General features: G+C 71.2%; 14 protein-coding genes. 8 read left to right on the forward strand and 6 right to left on the reverse strand.

The window, feature by feature from the left end:
* The first annotated feature begins 120 nt into the window (after positions 1 to 120).
* The 3 genes from ACQEV1_RS34860 to ACQEV1_RS34870 all read left to right on the forward strand — a co-directional run bounded on the left by ACQEV1_RS34860 (position 121) and on the right by ACQEV1_RS34870 (position 3,505).
* Positions 121 to 756, forward strand: a complete 636-nt coding sequence (locus ACQEV1_RS34860; RefSeq protein WP_433399662.1) for a hypothetical protein — start codon at positions 121 to 123, stop codon at positions 754 to 756.
* 97 nt (positions 757 to 853) lie between these two features.
* On the forward strand, positions 854 to 1,621 hold the full coding sequence (locus ACQEV1_RS34865; protein ID WP_285629725.1) for a 3-hydroxybutyrate dehydrogenase: 768 nt from the start codon (positions 854 to 856) through the stop codon (positions 1,619 to 1,621).
* A gap of 18 nt (positions 1,622 to 1,639) precedes the next feature.
* The gene (locus ACQEV1_RS34870) at positions 1,640 to 3,505 is read left to right on the forward strand and encodes a helix-turn-helix domain-containing protein (RefSeq protein ID WP_433399665.1); all 1,866 of its coding nucleotides are present in this window, start codon (positions 1,640 to 1,642) and stop codon (positions 3,503 to 3,505) included.
* Positions 3,506 to 3,519: 14 nt separating this feature from the next.
* Here ACQEV1_RS34870 and ACQEV1_RS34875 read toward each other — a convergent pair whose 3' ends face one another.
* Genes ACQEV1_RS34875 through ACQEV1_RS34895 form a run of 5 tightly spaced genes read right to left on the reverse strand, consistent with a single transcriptional unit; the run spans position 3,520 to position 8,068 of the window.
* The gene (locus ACQEV1_RS34875) at positions 3,520 to 4,521 is read right to left on the reverse strand and encodes a branched-chain amino acid ABC transporter permease (RefSeq protein WP_433399668.1); all 1,002 of its coding nucleotides are present in this window, start codon (positions 4,519 to 4,521) and stop codon (positions 3,520 to 3,522) included.
* Complete coding sequence (locus ACQEV1_RS34880) at positions 4,518 to 5,381, reverse strand: branched-chain amino acid ABC transporter permease (protein ID WP_285584683.1); 864 nt, start codon at positions 5,379 to 5,381, stop codon at positions 4,518 to 4,520. The genes ACQEV1_RS34875 and ACQEV1_RS34880 overlap by 4 nt, the downstream gene beginning before the upstream one ends.
* Positions 5,381 to 6,622, reverse strand: a complete 1,242-nt coding sequence (locus ACQEV1_RS34885; RefSeq protein ID WP_285629720.1) for an ABC transporter substrate-binding protein — start codon at positions 6,620 to 6,622, stop codon at positions 5,381 to 5,383. The genes ACQEV1_RS34880 and ACQEV1_RS34885 overlap by 1 nt, the downstream gene beginning before the upstream one ends.
* An 11-nt stretch (positions 6,623 to 6,633) precedes the next feature.
* Entirely contained in the window at positions 6,634 to 7,326 is a 693-nt protein-coding gene (locus ACQEV1_RS34890; protein ID WP_433399673.1) for an ABC transporter ATP-binding protein, read from the reverse strand.
* Positions 7,313 to 8,068: an ABC transporter ATP-binding protein gene (locus ACQEV1_RS34895; protein WP_285584690.1), complete on the reverse strand. Its 756-nt coding sequence runs from the start codon at positions 8,066 to 8,068 to the stop codon at positions 7,313 to 7,315. Before ACQEV1_RS34895 ends, ACQEV1_RS34890 begins: the two co-directional genes overlap by 14 nt.
* A 301-nt stretch (positions 8,069 to 8,369) precedes the next feature.
* Here ACQEV1_RS34895 and ACQEV1_RS34900 point away from each other — a divergent pair, with 301 nt between their 5' ends.
* The 5 genes from ACQEV1_RS34900 to ACQEV1_RS34920 all read left to right on the forward strand — a co-directional run bounded on the left by ACQEV1_RS34900 (position 8,370) and on the right by ACQEV1_RS34920 (position 12,995).
* Positions 8,370 to 9,698, forward strand: coding sequence for a tannase/feruloyl esterase family alpha/beta hydrolase (locus ACQEV1_RS34900; RefSeq protein WP_433399676.1), 1,329 nt, complete (start codon positions 8,370 to 8,372; stop codon positions 9,696 to 9,698).
* A 29-nt stretch (positions 9,699 to 9,727) separates the two neighbouring features.
* Positions 9,728 to 10,750 carry an extracellular catalytic domain type 2 short-chain-length polyhydroxyalkanoate depolymerase gene (locus ACQEV1_RS34905; RefSeq protein WP_433399679.1) on the forward strand — a complete coding sequence of 341 codons (1,023 nt, stop codon included), beginning with the start codon at positions 9,728 to 9,730 and terminating at the stop codon, positions 10,748 to 10,750.
* Positions 10,751 to 11,011: 261 nt separating this feature from the next.
* Entirely contained in the window at positions 11,012 to 11,827 is an 816-nt protein-coding gene (locus tag ACQEV1_RS34910; protein WP_433399682.1) for a M15 family metallopeptidase, read from the forward strand.
* A gap of 82 nt (positions 11,828 to 11,909) precedes the next feature.
* Positions 11,910 to 12,317, forward strand: coding sequence for a hypothetical protein (locus ACQEV1_RS34915; RefSeq protein ID WP_433399685.1), 408 nt, complete (start codon positions 11,910 to 11,912; stop codon positions 12,315 to 12,317).
* A gap of 3 nt (positions 12,318 to 12,320) precedes the next feature.
* Positions 12,321 to 12,995: a DUF6338 family protein gene (locus ACQEV1_RS34920; protein WP_433399688.1), complete on the forward strand. Its 675-nt coding sequence runs from the start codon at positions 12,321 to 12,323 to the stop codon at positions 12,993 to 12,995.
* Between the two features lie 166 nt (positions 12,996 to 13,161).
* Here the strand turns inward: ACQEV1_RS34920 and ACQEV1_RS34925 are convergent, their stop codons facing one another.
* On the reverse strand, positions 13,162 to 16,017 hold the full coding sequence (locus tag ACQEV1_RS34925; protein WP_433399691.1) for a CHAT domain-containing protein: 2,856 nt from the start codon (positions 16,015 to 16,017) through the stop codon (positions 13,162 to 13,164).
* Positions 16,018 to 16,046: the final 29 nt, after the last annotated feature.

The following is a 16,046-nucleotide window of genomic DNA, read 5'->3' on the forward strand; positions in this document are numbered from 1 at the left end:
TGCCTCGCACAACAGATTTCGTTGACTGTCAGTAATCGACATGTGACAGTGAGCAACGCGCCATTCGTCGGCGGATCCAGGACGACAGGCGCGGTGGTGCCGCCGCGGTAAGGAGAAGACATGCTGGTTCGCAGGCCCTCATCCGGCTCCTCCCCATTCCTACCCGCGGTGATGGCGATGACCGGGCTCGCGTTGTCCGCCGCCGCGCTCACCCCGGACTCCGCCGGCGCCGTCTCCCGCCCACGAGCAGGCCGCGCGCATGCGGCCCGAACGGCGGGGACCACCGCCTGCGGCGGCTCGCAGACCGTCGCCTACTCCCCCGGCCTGACGACGCGGCCGCAGGAGATCACCATCCACGGCACGTCCACGCTCACCCGGTGCGTCTCCAGCGCGGACCCGGCCATCACCGCCGCCCGGTCGACCTTCCACGCCACCGGCCGGCTGTCCTGCGTCTCCGGCCGGTACTCCGGCACCCGGAAGGTCACCTGGAACAACGGCCGGACCAGCACGATGTCCTTCACCGCGGTGGTCTCGGTCAACGCCGGCCAGAGCGTGGTCGCGATCAAGGGCACGGTCACCGACGGGGAGTTCGACGGGCAGAAGTGGAGCGCGGCCTACACGATGTCCACCGCCCGGCCCCAGTCCTGCGCCACCAGAGAGGGCCTGCCCACGGTCGCGGGCCGGCTGCTGCTGACCGTCGGCTCGGCCGTCCCGGGCGCCGCGGCCCCGGACCTGTCCCGCCCAACCCGCCACTGACCCACCGCCGGACATGTGCCGTACCACATTGGTCGGCTCCGAGTCATGGAGGCCTCCCATGTGGAGCGACCGGGGCCGGCGGTCTAGGTTCGCTGGCATGAGTGGTGAGACGGCGAAGCACCGGGAGCTGACCGGCAGGACCGCGGTCGTGACCGGCGGGGCCAGTGGCATCGGGCGGGCCTGTGCGCGGAGGCTCGCCGAGGCGGGCGCGCATGTGATCGTGGTGGACGTCAGCGCCGACGGGGCCAAGGAGGCCGCGAGCGAGGCCGGCGGGGAGTTCCGGGTGGCCGACCTGTCCGAACCGGACGTCGTGGACACCCTGGATCTGGCCGCCGACATCCTCGTCAACAATGCCGGCCTGCAGCATGTGGCGCCGGTGCACGAGTTCCCGCCGGAGGAGTTCGCGCGGATCCAGCGGCTCATGGTGGAGACGCCCTTCCGCCTGGCGCGCCGGCTCCTTCCCGGCATGTACGCCCAGGGCTGGGGGCGCATCGTCAACGTCTCCTCGGTGCACGGGCTCGTCGCCTCGCCGTACAAGGTCGCCTACGTCACGGCCAAGCACGCCATCGAGGGCATGTCCAAGGTGATCGCGCTCGAGGGCGCCGAGCACGGCGTGACCTCCAACTGCGTCAACCCCTCCTACGTCCGTACGCCGCTGGTGGAGAAGCAGATCGCCGCGCAGGCCCGGGCGCACGGCCTCAGCGAGACGGAGGTCGTCGAGCAGGTCATGCTGGAGCCGGCCGCGATCAAGCGGCTGCTCGAACCCGCCGAGGTCGCCGACGTGGTGGCCTACCTGTGCTCCGAACAGGCGGCGTTCATCACCGGCTCCTCGATGCCGATCGACGGAGGCTGGACCGCGCACTGACCCGCGAGAACACCCCCCGTGAACACCCGGATCTTCTTCGAACTGCTCGCCCGTGAGGCGCCGGCGGTCGACTTCGAGACGCCGATCGCCGAGGCGAGGGCCGCCGGCGCCTCCCCCGCCGACCTCGCCGAGCTGGAACAGGCCAAGACGGCCGCGTTGCGCGTACGCGCGCTGCTGGCCCGGCGGGCGCGGCGGGAGGTGGAGCTGTCCGCGCTGTTCGAGACCGCGAGCGACCTGGCCGGGCTGCGCGACCTCGACGCGGTGCTGAACGCCATCGTGCGCCGGGCGCGCCAGCTGCTGGGCGCCGACGTCGCGTACATGACGCTGAACGACCCGAGCCGCGGCGACACGTACATGCGCGTCACCGACGGCTCCATCTCGCGTGCCTTCCAGACGCTCCGGCTGCCGCTCGGCTCCGGGCTCGGCGGGCTGGTCGCGCAGACCGGCGCGCCGTACGCCAGCTCCGGCTACCTGAACGACGAACGGTTCCGGCACACCGGGTCGATCGACGGCGGGGTCACCGAGGAGGGGCTCGTCGGCATTCTCGGAGTGCCGATGCGGCTCGGCGAGCGGGTCATCGGCGTGCTGTTCGCCGCCGACCGGGCCGAACGCTCCTACGCCCAGGAGGAGGTGGCGCTGCTGTGCTCGCTGGCCGCCCACGCCGCGGTCGCGATCGACAACGCCCGCCTGCTCCAGGAGACCCGCGTCACGCTGGAGGAGCTGAGCGCGGCCAGCGAGGCCGCACGAGTGCGCGGCGACGCGGTCGAACGGGCCGCGCGGGCGCACGACCGCATGACCGACCTGGTCGTACGGGGCGGCGGCGTCGAGGACGTCGCGTCGGTGGTGACCGACATCCTCGGCGGCTCACTCGTCGTGCTGGACGCCGACGGCCGCCGCCTCGCCGAGGTCGGCCGGGTCGATCGGGTGGACGAGGATCTGATCACACGAGCGCGCACGCTGGGCCGTACGGCGCGGCGGGGCGACCTGCGAGTCATCCCGATCGGCGCGGGCGCGGAGGTGCTCGGCACGCTGGCGCTGCACGCCTCCGGTGACATCGCCGACGCCGACGAGCGGATCCTGGAGCGCGCCGCCCTGGTCATGGCGCTGCTGCTGCTGTTCCGCCGCAACATGACCGAGGTCGAGGGCCGGGTACGCGGCGAGCTGCTGGACGACCTGGTCGCCGGGCACGTCTCGGACCCGGACGCGCTCGACGCCCGCGCCCGCCGGCTGGGCGTCGACCTGGGCGCCGACCACGTCCTCGTCGTCGCCAGACACGGCGGCCGGCGCGAGCGGGCGGCGTTCTGGGCGTCGTCGTTCTCCGCGGCCGAACACGGCCTCAGCACCGCCTACTCCGGTGAGGTGGTGCTGCTGCTGCCCGGCCATCGTCCGGAGGAGGCCGCCGCCCGTGTCGCCAGGGAACTCGGGGCCGCGCTCGGCCTGCCCGCCACCGCCGGCGCGGCCGGCCCGGTCGACCTGCCCGGCGGCGCGGACGCGGCGCGCCGGGAGGCACGGCGCTGCGCCGACGCGCTGCTGGCCCTCGGCCGCGAGGGCGACGGCGCGAGCGCGGACGGCCTGGGCTTCGTCGGGCTGCTGATCGGCGAGGGCGGCGACACGGGCGCGTTCGTCGAGCGCACGCTCGGCCCGGTCATCGCCTACGACGAACGCCGGGGAACGGCGCTGACACTGACGATGGCGATCTACTTCGGCACCGGCGGCAGCCTCGCGCGCACCGCCGAGCGGCTCCACATCCACACCAACACCGTCACCCAGCGGCTGGAGCGGATCGGCCGGCTCATCGGCGCCGACTGGCAGCGGGCCGACCGGGCGCTGCAGATCCAGCTCGCGCTGCACCTGCACCGCCTGCGCGGCAGCCTCCCGCTCTGACCGGCCCCTCGCGTTCACGCTCTGACCGGCTCCCCGTTCTCCCTCTCGCCGACGGGTACGGCCGCCCCGGCCGCGGCGCGCTCGCGGCGGCCGGCCGTCAGCCAGGCGGCGGTGCCCCAGATGCCGCGCCGGAAGACCAGCACGGTGAGGGCGAACACGGTCCCCGTGACGATGCCGGTCTCCTCGAAGCCGGCCGTGGACAGGTAGTCGCCCAGCTCGACGATCAGGACCGCGCCGAGCACGCCGCCCCACAGTGTGCCGATGCCGCCGAGGACGACCATCATCACGACCTGGCCCGAGGTGGTCCAGTACACCTCCTCCAGCGAGACGAAGCCGTGCCCCATGGTGAACAGTCCCCCGGCCAGCCCGGACAGCCCGGCGGACAGCACGAACGCGAGCAGCTTGTACCGGTCGACGGGGTAGCCGAGCGCACGGGCGCGCGCCGGGTTGTCGCGCACCGCGACCAGCACCCGGCCGAACGGCGAACGCACCACGCGCCAGGCGAACCACAGCCCGAGCACGGCGATCGGCAGGCCCGCGTAGTAGAAGAAGAACGGGTCGGACAGGTCGACGCCGAAGAAGTCGCGCGGGATGCCCTGCAGCCCGTTCTCCCCGCCGGTCAGGCCGCGCCACTGGTTCGCGACGAAGTAGACCAGCTGCGCGAACGCCAGCGTCACCATGGCGAAGTAGATGCCGGTGCGCCGCACCGACAGCCAGCCGATCGGCACCGCCAGCACGGCCGCGGCCAGCGCTCCGCCGAGCACCGCGACCGGGAACGGCAGCCCGCTGTGCAGCGCGATCAGCCCGGTCAGGTACGCCGAGGAGCCCCAGAACGCCGCGTGCCCGAACGACAGCAGCCCGGTGAAGCCGAGCAGGAGGTCGACCGCCACCGCGAACAGGGCCCAGCAGACCATGTCCATCGCGACCGGCGGATAGATCAGCCACGGCAGGGCGAGCGCCACCAGCAGGCCCGCGGCGAGCAGGACGGGCCGGGCGGCCAGTCTCCGGAGGATCACGCGACTCCCTCCTCGCGTCCGAACAGCCCCGCGGGCCGCCAGAGCAGGACGACGACCATGAGGATGAACACCAGCGTCTGCGACAGCGACGGAAGGTAGAAGTTCGTCACGGCGGTGAGCACGCCGACCGCGAAGCCGGACACCACCGAGCCGAAGATCGAGCCGAGCCCGCCGATCACGACCACCGCGAAGACCGCGATGATCAGGTCCGATCCCATGAGCGGGTTGACCGCGCGCATCGGCGCGGCCAGCACCCCGGCGAGCCCGGCCAGGGCGATCCCGGCGCCGAACACCGGGGTGACCCACCGCCCGACGTCGATGCCGAGCGCGCGGGTCAGCTCCGGCCGTTCGGTGGCGGCCCGGACGATCATCCCCGCCCGCGTACGGGACAGCGCGTACCAGACCACCAGGCAGGCGACGACCGCGACGCCGAGCACGAACACCCGGTACGACGGATAGGAGAACAGCCCGAGGTTCACCGAGCCGGACAGCGCGGACGGGCGCGGGTACGGCTGGGACTGCACGCCGTACTCCCGTTTGACCAGGTCCTGCAGCACGAGCGCGATGCCGAAGGTGAGCAGGAAGTTGTACAGCGGGTCGAGCGCCGCGAGCCGGCGGACCAGCAGCCGTTCGACGGCCACGCCGACGACGCCGAGCACGACCGGTACGACGGGCAGCGCGATCCAGAAGCTCACGCCCCAGTGGTCCAGCAGCACGTACGCGCCGAACGCGCCGAGCATGTAGAAGGCGCCGTGGGCGAAGTTGACCACGCCGAGCATGCCGAAGATGACCGCCAGGCCCAGGGCCAGCAGGGCGTAGAACGCCCCGCTGACGAGGCCGTCGAATGCCTGTTGCAGCATCAGAGCCCGCACGCCGCGTCGGGCTGCTGGAACGCCTGGTCCGCGGGAATGGTCTTGAGGATCTTCTCGTAGTCCCAGGGCTCCTTGACCTCAGCGGACGGCTTCACCTGGGCGAGGTAGGCGTCGTGCAGCAGGAGGTGGTCCTGCGCGCGGATCGTGCCGTTCTTGGCGAACACGTCGCCGAACTTGTAGCCCTCCAGCTGCTTGACCACGGCGTCGGACTTGTCGGTGCCGGCGCGCTGGACCGCCTCGAGGTACTGCAGGGCGGCGGAGTAGTTCGCCGCGTGCGCGAAGGTCGGCCGCTTGCCGGTCTTGGCCAGGAACCGGTCCGCCCAGGCCCGGTTGTCCGGGCTCGCGTTCCAGTACCAGGCGTCGCTGAACTTCGTGCCCGCCAGGGCGTCCGGGCCGACCGAGTGGATGTCGGTGAGGAACATCAGCCCGACGGCCAGCCCGATGCCCTTCTTCCTCAGCCCGTACTCGTTGTACTGCTTGACGAGGTTGACCAGGTCACCGCCGGCCTGCATGGCGCCGAGCACCTGCGGCTTGGGGTTCAGCCCGGGCGCCTTGAGCAGGAACGTGGAGAAGTTGTCGCTGGGGAACGGCGTCGGGTCGTTCTTGACGATCGTGCCGCCGGCGCCCTTGATCGCGGCACTGAAGCTCTTGGTCATGTCCTGCCCGAACGCGTAGTCCGGGTAGATGATGTACCAGTTCTTCGCGCCGTCCTGGGTGATGGTGTCGCCGGTGCCGTGCGCCAGCATGTAGGTGTTGTAGCCGTAGTGGAACGTGTACTTGTTGCACTGCGCGCCCTCCAGCGCGGTGGTGCCCGCGCCGATGTCCATGAAGATCTTCTTCTTGGACTTGGCGACGCCCGCCACGGCGAGGGCGGCCGAGGAGGTCGGCACGTCGAGGATGATGTCGGCGCGCTGCCGGTCGTACAGCTCCTGGGCCTTGGAGCTCGCGACCTCCGGCTTGTTCTGGTGGTCGGCGGTGGTGACCTCGATCTTCTTGGCCACGGCCTTGCCGCCGTACTTGGCCTTGAAGTCGGCGATCGCCATCTTGACCGCCTCGACGCTGGCCTTGCCCGAAAGGTCGGCGTAGACGCCGGACTGGTCGTTGAGGACGGCGATCTCGATCTTGCCGTCGCTGATCTTCCCGCCGCCTCCGCCGGGACCGCCGTTGCATCCGGCGGTGACCAGGGCCACCCCGGCGGCCAGCGCGGCCGTACGACGATAAGTCCTCATCGCGTTCTCCTTCAGATTCCGAGGTAGCCGAGGAGCTCGTGCTCGCGCGCCTTGACCTCGGCGTTGTCCATCGATTCGGCGATCCGGCCCTCGGCGAGCAGGTAGTGCCGGTCGGCCACCGTGGCGGCGAAGTGCACGTTCTGCTCGATGAGCAGGACGGTGACGCCCTGGTCCTTGACGTCGCGCAGGATCCCGCCGATCTGCTGGATGATCAGCGGGGACAGGCCTTCGGTCGGCTCGTCGCACAGCAGCAGCCGCGCGCCCATCCTCAGCACCCGGGCGAGCGCGAGCATCTGCTGTTCGCCGCCGGAGAGCCTGGTGCCCGGCGAACGGCGCCGTTCGCGCAGCCGGGGGAAGGTGTCGTACACCTGGTCCAGCGACCACGGCTTCGGGCCGGCCACCGGCGGCAGCAGGAGGTTCTCCTCGACCGAGAGGTTCGCGTAGATCCCCCGGTCGTCCGGCACGTAGCCGAGCCCGCGCTGCGCCCGCCGGTGCGGCGCGAGGCGTGACACGTCGGCGCCGAGAAACTCCACCGTGCCCTCGGCCTGGGAGTGCAGGCCCATGACGCAGCGCAGCAGGGTCGTCTTGCCGGCCCCGTTGCGGCCGACCAGGGTGACGATCTCGCCCTCGCCGACCTCCAGGGACACCTCGCGCAACGCCCGCGCCTCGCCGTACCAGGCGGACAGGCGGTCAATCCGTAGCATCGGCGTCTCCCAGGTAGGCGGCGACGACCCGGGGGTCGCGCCGGATCTCGGCGTACGGCCCCTCGGCGAGGACCCGGCCCGACTGCAGGACGGTGACCTTGTCGGCGAGCGAGGCGACGACGTTCATGTTGTGCTCGACCAGCACGACCGTCCGGCCGTCGCGTACGCGGCCGATCAGTTCGACGGTGGCGTCGACGTCCTCGGCGCCCATGCCTGCGGTCGGCTCGTCCAGGAGCAGCACCTTCGGGTCCAGGGCGAGGGCCAGCGCCAGTTCGAGCGCCCGTTTGTGCCCGTACGAGAGCGCGCCCGCACGCGTGTCGGCCAGGTCGGCGAGGCGCACCTGCGCGAGCAGGTCCCGCGCGCGGTCGCCGAACCGGCCCAGCCGCTTGTCCGAACGCCAGAACCGCCAGCCGAGGCCGGTGCCGCCCTGCAACGCCAGCTCGACGTGCTCCCGCGCGGTGAGCTGCGCGAACAGGCTCGTGATCTGAAAGGACCTGGCGACCCCGAGACGGGCGATCCGCTCGGGCGGCCGCCCGGACAGCTCGTGCTCGCCGAACGTCACGCGGCCCGCCGTCGGCCGCAGAAACCCGGTGAGGAGGTTGAACAGCGTCGTCTTGCCGGCGCCGTTCGGGCCCACGAGCGCGTGCACGCCGCCTTCGGGGACGTCGAGGTCCACGTCGTCGACGGCACGGAAGCCGCGAAACTCCTTGGCCAGGCCCCGGGCGCGCAGAACCGCTGCCATCCGCTCTCCTGCCGTTGTCGCGTCGATCACACCGTTCGTTGACCGGGAACCCTAGGACGCGGGTCAGCGACCGACCATGTGCCGCGAACACACATTCGGCCGCGAAGAGGCGTTCCTCTCCTCCACAGGACCCCGGTCACCACGGCCGCGACCGCCGGGTCCGTACCCCCCACGAGTGGCTGATGTGGGTCACGCACACCTCCGGTGGCGCGAAAGTGTGGCGGCGGCCGATGGAACACGGTCGCCCGCGCGGTGACGATTACGGCGTTCTCGGGGGGCGCCGACGACGCAGGGAGACTTCATGCCGCGTATTCGCCTCCTCGCCGCGATGGCCCTGGGTCTCACGCTCACCGCGCCACCGGCCGTCGCGGCCTCCCCGCGCTCGTGCGAGGTCGCCGTGCCCGGCGCGGCGTACGAGGTCGGCGCGTGCCTGCCCGACCTGACCACGGCCGGCACCGTCGCCGACGGGCACAGCGACCCGGCGCAGTGGGCGGGCCTGCAACCGGCCGGGACGCGCAACCCGACCGGGGTGCCGGGCACGCAGATCGACGGCTACTTCCCCGACACCTCGACGCTGAACACCACGCACGGCTGGAACCACGACTCCCAGTTCGTGATCCGCCTGCCCGACCACTGGAACGGCGGACTCGTGGTCGCCGGCACGCCCGGGAACCGCGCGCAGTACGCCAACGACTTCACGATCTCCGACTGGGTGCTCGCCCGCGGGTACGCCTACGCGGCGACCGACAAGGGCAACGTCGGCTCGGCGTTCTACCGGGACGGACGGCGACCCGGCGACGCCGTCGCCGAGTGGAACACCCGCGTCACCCAGCTCGCCCGTGCGGCCAGGACGGCGGTCGCCCGCAGGTACGGCCGGGCGCCCGCGCGGACGTACGCGGCCGGCATCTCCAACGGCGGCTACCTGGTCCGCTGGCAGCTGGAGAACCACCCGGAGCTGTACGACGGCGGCGTGGACTGGGAGGGCACGCTGTTCCGCGCGGACGGCCCGAACCTGTTCACCTACCTGCCGGCGCTGCTGAGGAACTACCCCGCCTACGCCGCCGGCTCCGCCGAGGCGCACCGGGCGCTGCTGGACGCCGGCCTCGCGCCCGGCTCGGAGTTCCTCTGGCCGTACCACGAGCAGGTCTACTGGGACCTGACCCAGCGGATCTACCGGGAGGAGTTCGACCCCTCCTACGACGGCGCCACCGAGGCGGGCACACCGTACTGCGCGAGCGGCACGCCGGGCTGTGACGCCGACTACGACTACGCCGCCCGGCCCCGCTCGGTGCACCGGGCGGTGGCCCGCGTGTCGCTGACCGGCCGGATCCGCAAACCGCTGATCACCCTCCAGGGCACGCTGGACACGCTGCTGCCGATCTCCCAGGACGGCGACGTGTACGCCCGCATGGTGCGCGGGCCGTTCCGCTACTACCGGGTCGAGGGCGGCAACCACGTCGACGGGCTGTACGACACGTATCCCGACCGGCTGCGGCCCATGTTGCCGTGCTTCCGCGCCGCGTTCACCGCGATGGAGGGCTGGTCGGCCGGTCACACGCCGCCGCCCAGCGCCACGCTGCCCAGGCCGGCCTCCGGAGACCTCGCCAACACCTGCTCGCTGGCGTCCTGACCAGCGAGCCGCTTGAGGAAAGGAGCACGATGAGATTAACTCTGCGCCGCCTCCGCCGGGGTGCCGTCGCCCTCGCGGCGACCGGCCTGCTCGGCACCGCCGCGACCGCGGTCGCCGCACCCGCCCACGCCGCCACGCTGGGCCGTTACAACGTCAGCGCCGTCTACGACTCGGGGGTGTCCTCCGGCGGCTTCATGGCCGACCAGCTCCACGTGGCCTACTCCGGCACGATCAAGGGCACCGGCGTCTTCGCGGGCGGCCCGTACCACTGCGCCCAGGGCAGCCTCACCACCGCCGAGCTGGCGTGCATGTACAACATCCAGAGCCGGAACCTGTCCTCGCTGGAGCAGACGGCCCGCACCCGGTCCGCGCAGGGCACGATCGACAACGTCGCGAACCTGTCGGGCCACCGCGTGTACGTCTTCCACGGCACCGCCGACACGACCGTCAGCGTCGGCTCCTCCAACGACCTCGTGCAGTTCTACAAGGACTTCGGCGCGAACGTGACGTACGACAACACGACCCCGGCGGCACACTCCTGGGTCAGCCCGCTCGGCCCGAACGCCTGCGGCACGAGCTACACCCCCTACATCAACAACTGCGGCACCGACCCGGAACGCACGATGCTCACCCAGCTGTTCGGGTCGGTCGCCGCACCGGCCGCGAGCCCGTCCGGCAGCGTCGTGTCGTTCGACCAGAACGCCTACGCGCCCGGCGGCAGCGCGAGCGCGATCAGCATGGGCGCCACCGGCTACGCCTACGTGCCGCCCGCCTGCGCCTCGGGCACCTCGTGCCGGCTCATGGTCGCACTGCACGGCTGCCTGCAGGGCGCCGGCTCCATCGGCACGACGTTCGTCACCAAGGCGCACCTGAACGAGTACGGCGACACGAACAACATGATCGTCCTCTACCCGCAGGCCGTCGCGAACTTCGGCAGCAACCCCCAGGGCTGCTGGGACTGGTGGGGATACCTGAACGCGGGCAACTACGACACCCACGGCGGCGCCCAGATCACCGCGATCATGAACATGGTCCACGCCCTCGGCGGCTGACACTCACCCCCGTACGGGCCCGCACCACCACGGTGGGCGGGCCCGTCGTCGCCCAGTTCCGTGAGGAGGAGTGCGGCTGCGGTGGCGTCCCACAGGGCGCGATGGGGACGGCTGTCGGACGCCAGGTCGGTGACGTGGTCGGTGAGTGGAAAAGCTCGGTGCCCTGTGCCGCATGCCCTCGGCAGGCGACGATCACTCTCCGTGCAGCCTCGCGTCCCCCGGCGCGGGACCGTCACTCCACGTGACGCCTATCGTGTACGGATGAAGAGAGCTGTCTTCGCGCTCTGCGGTCTGGTCGTGGCCGCGCTACTCGCCCCGGCCGGGACGGCGGCCGCCGAGCCGCGTCCGCACTTCGTCGCGCTGAGCTCGGTCGACTCGACGATCATCCAGGACATCCGGTACGCCACGCCGCACAACTTCACCGGGCGGGTCGTCACCGGCTACCAGGCGCCGCTGTGCCTCCTGACCGTTCCGGCGGCGCGGGCCCTGCACCGGGTGCAACAGGGGCTCCTCCACCGCGGTTACTCGCTGAAGGTGTACGACTGCTACCGCCCGCAACGGGCCGTGGACCGGTTCGTGGCGTGGTCGGGCGACCCCGGCGACCACGCGATGAAGGCCGAGTTCTACCCCGAGGTCGACAAGTCCCGGCTGTTCGACGAGGGATACATCGCCCGCCGGTCGGGCCACAGCCGCGGCAGTACGGTCGACCTCTCGATCGTGAGGCTGCCGGCCACGCCCACCCGCCCGTACCGGCCGGGCGAGCACCTGACCTCCTGCTACGCGCCGAAGGCCCAGCGCTTCCCGGACGCCTCGATCGACATGGGCACCGGCTTCGACTGCTTCGACGAGCGCGCCCACACGCTGGACGGCCGCATCACCGGTACGGCCCACACGGACCGCCTGTGGCTGAAGCGCCTGATGGAGGGCGCGGGCTTCACCGGCATCCCGGAGGAGTGGTGGCACTTCACCTACCGGCAGGAGCCGTACCCGGACACCTACTTCGACGTGACCGTCTCGCCCGCCTCCGTCACCCACAGCAGGACCGAGAACGCGCGAAGGAGCCCGAACGCCGGTTGACCCGTCGTACAGTGCGGCAGGACAACGCACTCACGAGAAGAGGACGCCGGGCGTGAACTGGTCGAACTTTGCCGGAGTGGTCGTGGTCATGACCGTGTGTTTCCTGCCCAGAAACGGACGCGTGCGGCTAAGGGTGTTACTCGCCGTCGCCTTAGTGGTGGCGGGGGAGGCAATCCTCCTCGGCCACGCGGGTGGCGGCGCTTTGGTCAACGGCGTGATGTCCCTGGAGGCGGGACTGATGTTCCTCGCGGAGATCGCCACGAGCAACAAGAATCTGCTCGTCCCGCTGATGTGGGGCGTGCTGGGCCTCACCGGCCTGGCTCTTCTCCTGTCGCAGAGACACGAACTCATCGCGTGGGTGGACGTCAGGCGGTCGTGGCTCGCCCTCGGTGGCGCGGCCGGCGCGCTCATCTTGGGTGTGCTGGCAGTACACGGCCATCGACGGAGCATCACGGTCCGGTACGACCCGCACGACCTGTCGGGGTTCTGAGCCATGGACCAGGCTCCGTCCACCGTGCTGCAGGCGCTCCTCCTGGTGTTCTTCGTGCTGCCCGGGGTGAGTTACCAGTTCCTGCGTGAGCGCCTGCGCGGTCCCGTCGCGCGAGAGAGCAACCTGGGCGAGCGGGTGCTGCGGGCTGTGACGGCCTCGGTGCTGCTCGACTCGCTGTACGCGATCATCTCGGGGCCGATGTTGGTACGCGCCGCTCAGGGGCGCGGAGGGGGCTGGGACGGCGTCCGGCACCAGCCACGCCTCGCCGGTCTGCTGGCGCTGGTCCTCTTCGTCGCCGTCCCGGCGGCCGCGGCCGGATGCGTGTCGCTGTGGCAGCGCCGTCGGCTGCCCTCTCGGTACCGGGCGGCGCCCAGCGCGTGGGACCGCATGTTCCGGCATCGCGGTTCGTGTTTCGTGCGCGTCCGCCTTAAGGACGGGACCTGGGTCGGCGGATGGTACGGGTCCGAGTCCTACGCGACGTCCTACCCCGAACCGGCGGAGCTCTTCCTGGAGTCCGCCTGGCGGATGAACTCCGACGGCAGCTTCGCCGGCCGGGTCGAGAGAACCGCTGGACTGCACATCCGCGGTGCCGACGCCGATGTCGTCGAGCTCATCCACCCACCGGATCAAGGCCTGAGACACCCGGGAGAGACCCTTGCCCGAACTGACGCCGTATGAGCTGGAACTGCTCGCCGAGTCCGGTGAGTTCCGCGGCTACACGCCCTCTGACCAGATGCCAGAGCCCGCTCAGGGGCCGATCGGGCGTGCCGGCGCCTCGACGCCCGCACAACAGCCGGCGCAGCAGTCCACTCCCGGACGGACACCACGATCCGATGAATGAGTGTCACTGACCTACATGGATGTGTCCGGCCCACAGCGCCGGAAAGTTCGGGTATCGATCACGTGCCGTGAGCGTCGCCTGATGCACGGCGGCCGCGGCGGCCGGCGCTCCGGACGAGGTGCCCGAGGCAGTCAGATGCCGGTAGACCTGCGTGGCGAACTCCACGCCGACACGATCGTGCAGCAGCCAGAGCGTGGCGACCACTTGCCGAAAGCCCGCGAGTTGGAAGGAGGACGCCAGGTGGATCCCCTCGTCGAACAGGCGCTCCCCTGGCTGGGCGGTCGAGCAGGAGGAGACGTAGGCCAGTTCGGCGTTCCGCAGCCGCAGGCGGGAGATGTCGGCCACGGAGAACGGACGCCGTTGGTGGTCATGGAGGATCAGCCGCCCTTGGGACGGCGCGTCCGGGTTCGTGACCGCGTGGCAGGCGAAGTGGACCCAGGGCGAGTGGGGTAGTTCGGCCAGGACGCGTTCGGCCACCGCCTCAGGGCCGGACAGCACCCGGGCACCGGTGAACAGGCGCCGCACCGCCTCGGCCTCCGCCAGTGCTCCGCGTAGTGGGGGTGCGTCGGGTGTTTCCGGAAGGGCGACGACCAGAGGGCGGGGCGCCGTGCGGGATGATCGACCCGCCCTGGCCGCGCGCAGGGTACGCACCGTGGGCACGTAGGAGGAGACCACCCGGTCCAGCAGGGTCTTGGGATCCGGATGATCACGTGTGTCGTGATGGCCCGCCGCGTGTACCGGCAGCAGTGTCAGCGGCCCGGTCGGCACCCACCACACCCGGGGCGGGGCCTCACCCGGCTGCGGCCGGTGGAGGTCGAGGGCCCTCACCACCGGTTCGGCCACCGCGTCCCACAGCCAGGCCAGCACCTCGCCGAAACACTCCTGCCGGCCCAGATCGAGCAGGTGCTCGCGCCGTACCGCGTCGGTCGTCTTGCGTACCTGTTCCGCCACCGCCTGTGGCGTGACGGCGGGCAGGCGGATCGTCCGCACGCCGCCGGACTCCAGAATGATCGCGTCGGACCGGTACGTGCTGACGTTCAGGAAGACGATGGGTCCCGCCTCCGCGGTGGCCTGCAGTGCGGCGAGCTCGGGGCCGCGGGCGAAGGCCGCGAAGCCGGGCTGGTCTCGAATGCGTTCCAGCAATGAGTCCCAGCGGCTCGCCAGCGCAAGCCGCGTATTCCGGTCCGTTTCGCCGCCCCGGACGGCACCGTCGTCCGAAGCCGGGACCGTCCCGATCGGCTCCTCGCCGTCCTCCTGGCCGGCGTCCATGAGCGGCTCGGGGACGTGCACGGCGTCGAGTACGTCGCGCAACTCCTCGAATTCCTCGGCGAGCCGGGGATGGTGATGGCGCAGTGCGGTCAGGTCGGCGCGGGTGTCCAGGGCGCGTGCGAGTAACACTCCTCGGCCCTGCTCCAGCAATCTCACGGCCTTTTCGGGCTGCCCGGCGGCGAGCGCACAGGCGGCGGCGGAGGCCGCGATGCCGGATCCCTGGCCGAGCCGGTGCTCCTGGTCGCTCCTGCGCAGCTCGCGTGCTGCCAGCCGTGGCAGCAATTCGATCACCATCTCCAGGGCTTCCGCCGCTTCCGCGTACTCCCCCGCCGTGGCGGCGATGCCGCCACCGGCGATCCCGGCGGCCACCCGGGCCGGGATGTCGGCCACCGGGCTGCTCGTCGCGTCGCGCGCCAGCGTCAGCGCGTCGGTCAGGTCGGCGGGCCGGCCGGCGGCCCGGTATCGGCCGTGCAACGCCAGTGCCAGGCTCAACTGGTTATAGGCACGGGCAGGGTCGTCGCCGGGGGCGTTGTTGACGGCGGCACGGGCCAGTTCGACGGCCTCCTCCAGCTCCGCCGCGTTCGGGGTGTGCTCGCACCGCACGCGCAGCACGAGGGCGAGGTTGTTCAGGCAGACGTTGTAGAGGCGATGGTCAGCGTGCATGCGCCGCACGGCCTGCCGGCCGACGGCCAGCGCCCGGTCGAGGTCGGTCCACCGGCCGGTCGCCCGGTGACGCTGGACGAGCAGGCTGCAGAGCGTGGTCAGATGGACCACCCGCACGTACGGCCGATCGCCCGACTGTGTGATCGTCAGGACGTGTTCCAGCGTCTCGATCGCCTCATCGAGGTCGTCCGTACACTGGGTGCGCTCGTACCGGCTGCGCAGCACGGCGCTCAGTTCGCCGAGACAGGCGACGCGGTCGCCCACGTAGCCGGCGGGTACGACGCGCACGGCCTCCCGGCTGATCTTGAGCGCGTTCTCAAGATCGGTGGCGTCTCCGAAGTGGTCATAGCGCACGCGCAGTGCGCAGCTCAGTTGTGAGAGCAGGGCGCCTCGGCGTCGCTCACGTGCGGACTCGGCCTTGGCCACCTCCCGGCCGGTCGCGATCGCCTCGTCCAGATCCTCCCGGTTCCGCAGACGCTCGTACCTGCCGCGTAACGCCATCACCAGGTTCGCCGCATACTCGATCCGGACCCGCTCGCCCACACTCGCCTGGACGGCCAACCGGAGCTTCTCAACGCTGTCGTTCAGCGTCTCCACCGTGCCGGTCAGATCGAACCTCCGCAAGGAGAGGAGGCCCGATTCGTTCGCCTCGAAGGCGGCGGCCGGATCCAGAGGCGGATGCACACGCTGTCGGGCACGGATCCGCCCGCGCCGTACGACGGACGCGAAAAGGCCGACCAACACCATGGAGAGCGCGACCTGCTTGGCCCATGGATGCGGCATCGGGTGTTGGATCACCGTCATCAGACCCGTCATCACACCGAAAAGCCCTGACCTGCGCACGGTGTTGCTGATGTGGCGATCGCCGGCGAAGCCGAAGATCAACGCGACGCTCCCATAGAACAGCGCCACCACGATCCACCACATGGGAGCCAAGACTAATCACCGGCCCGGTC

The sequence above is a fragment of the Actinoallomurus sp. CA-142502 genome, from assembly GCF_050936355.1.
Lineage (GTDB): Bacteria > Actinomycetota > Actinomycetes > Streptosporangiales > Streptosporangiaceae > Actinoallomurus > Actinoallomurus iriomotensis.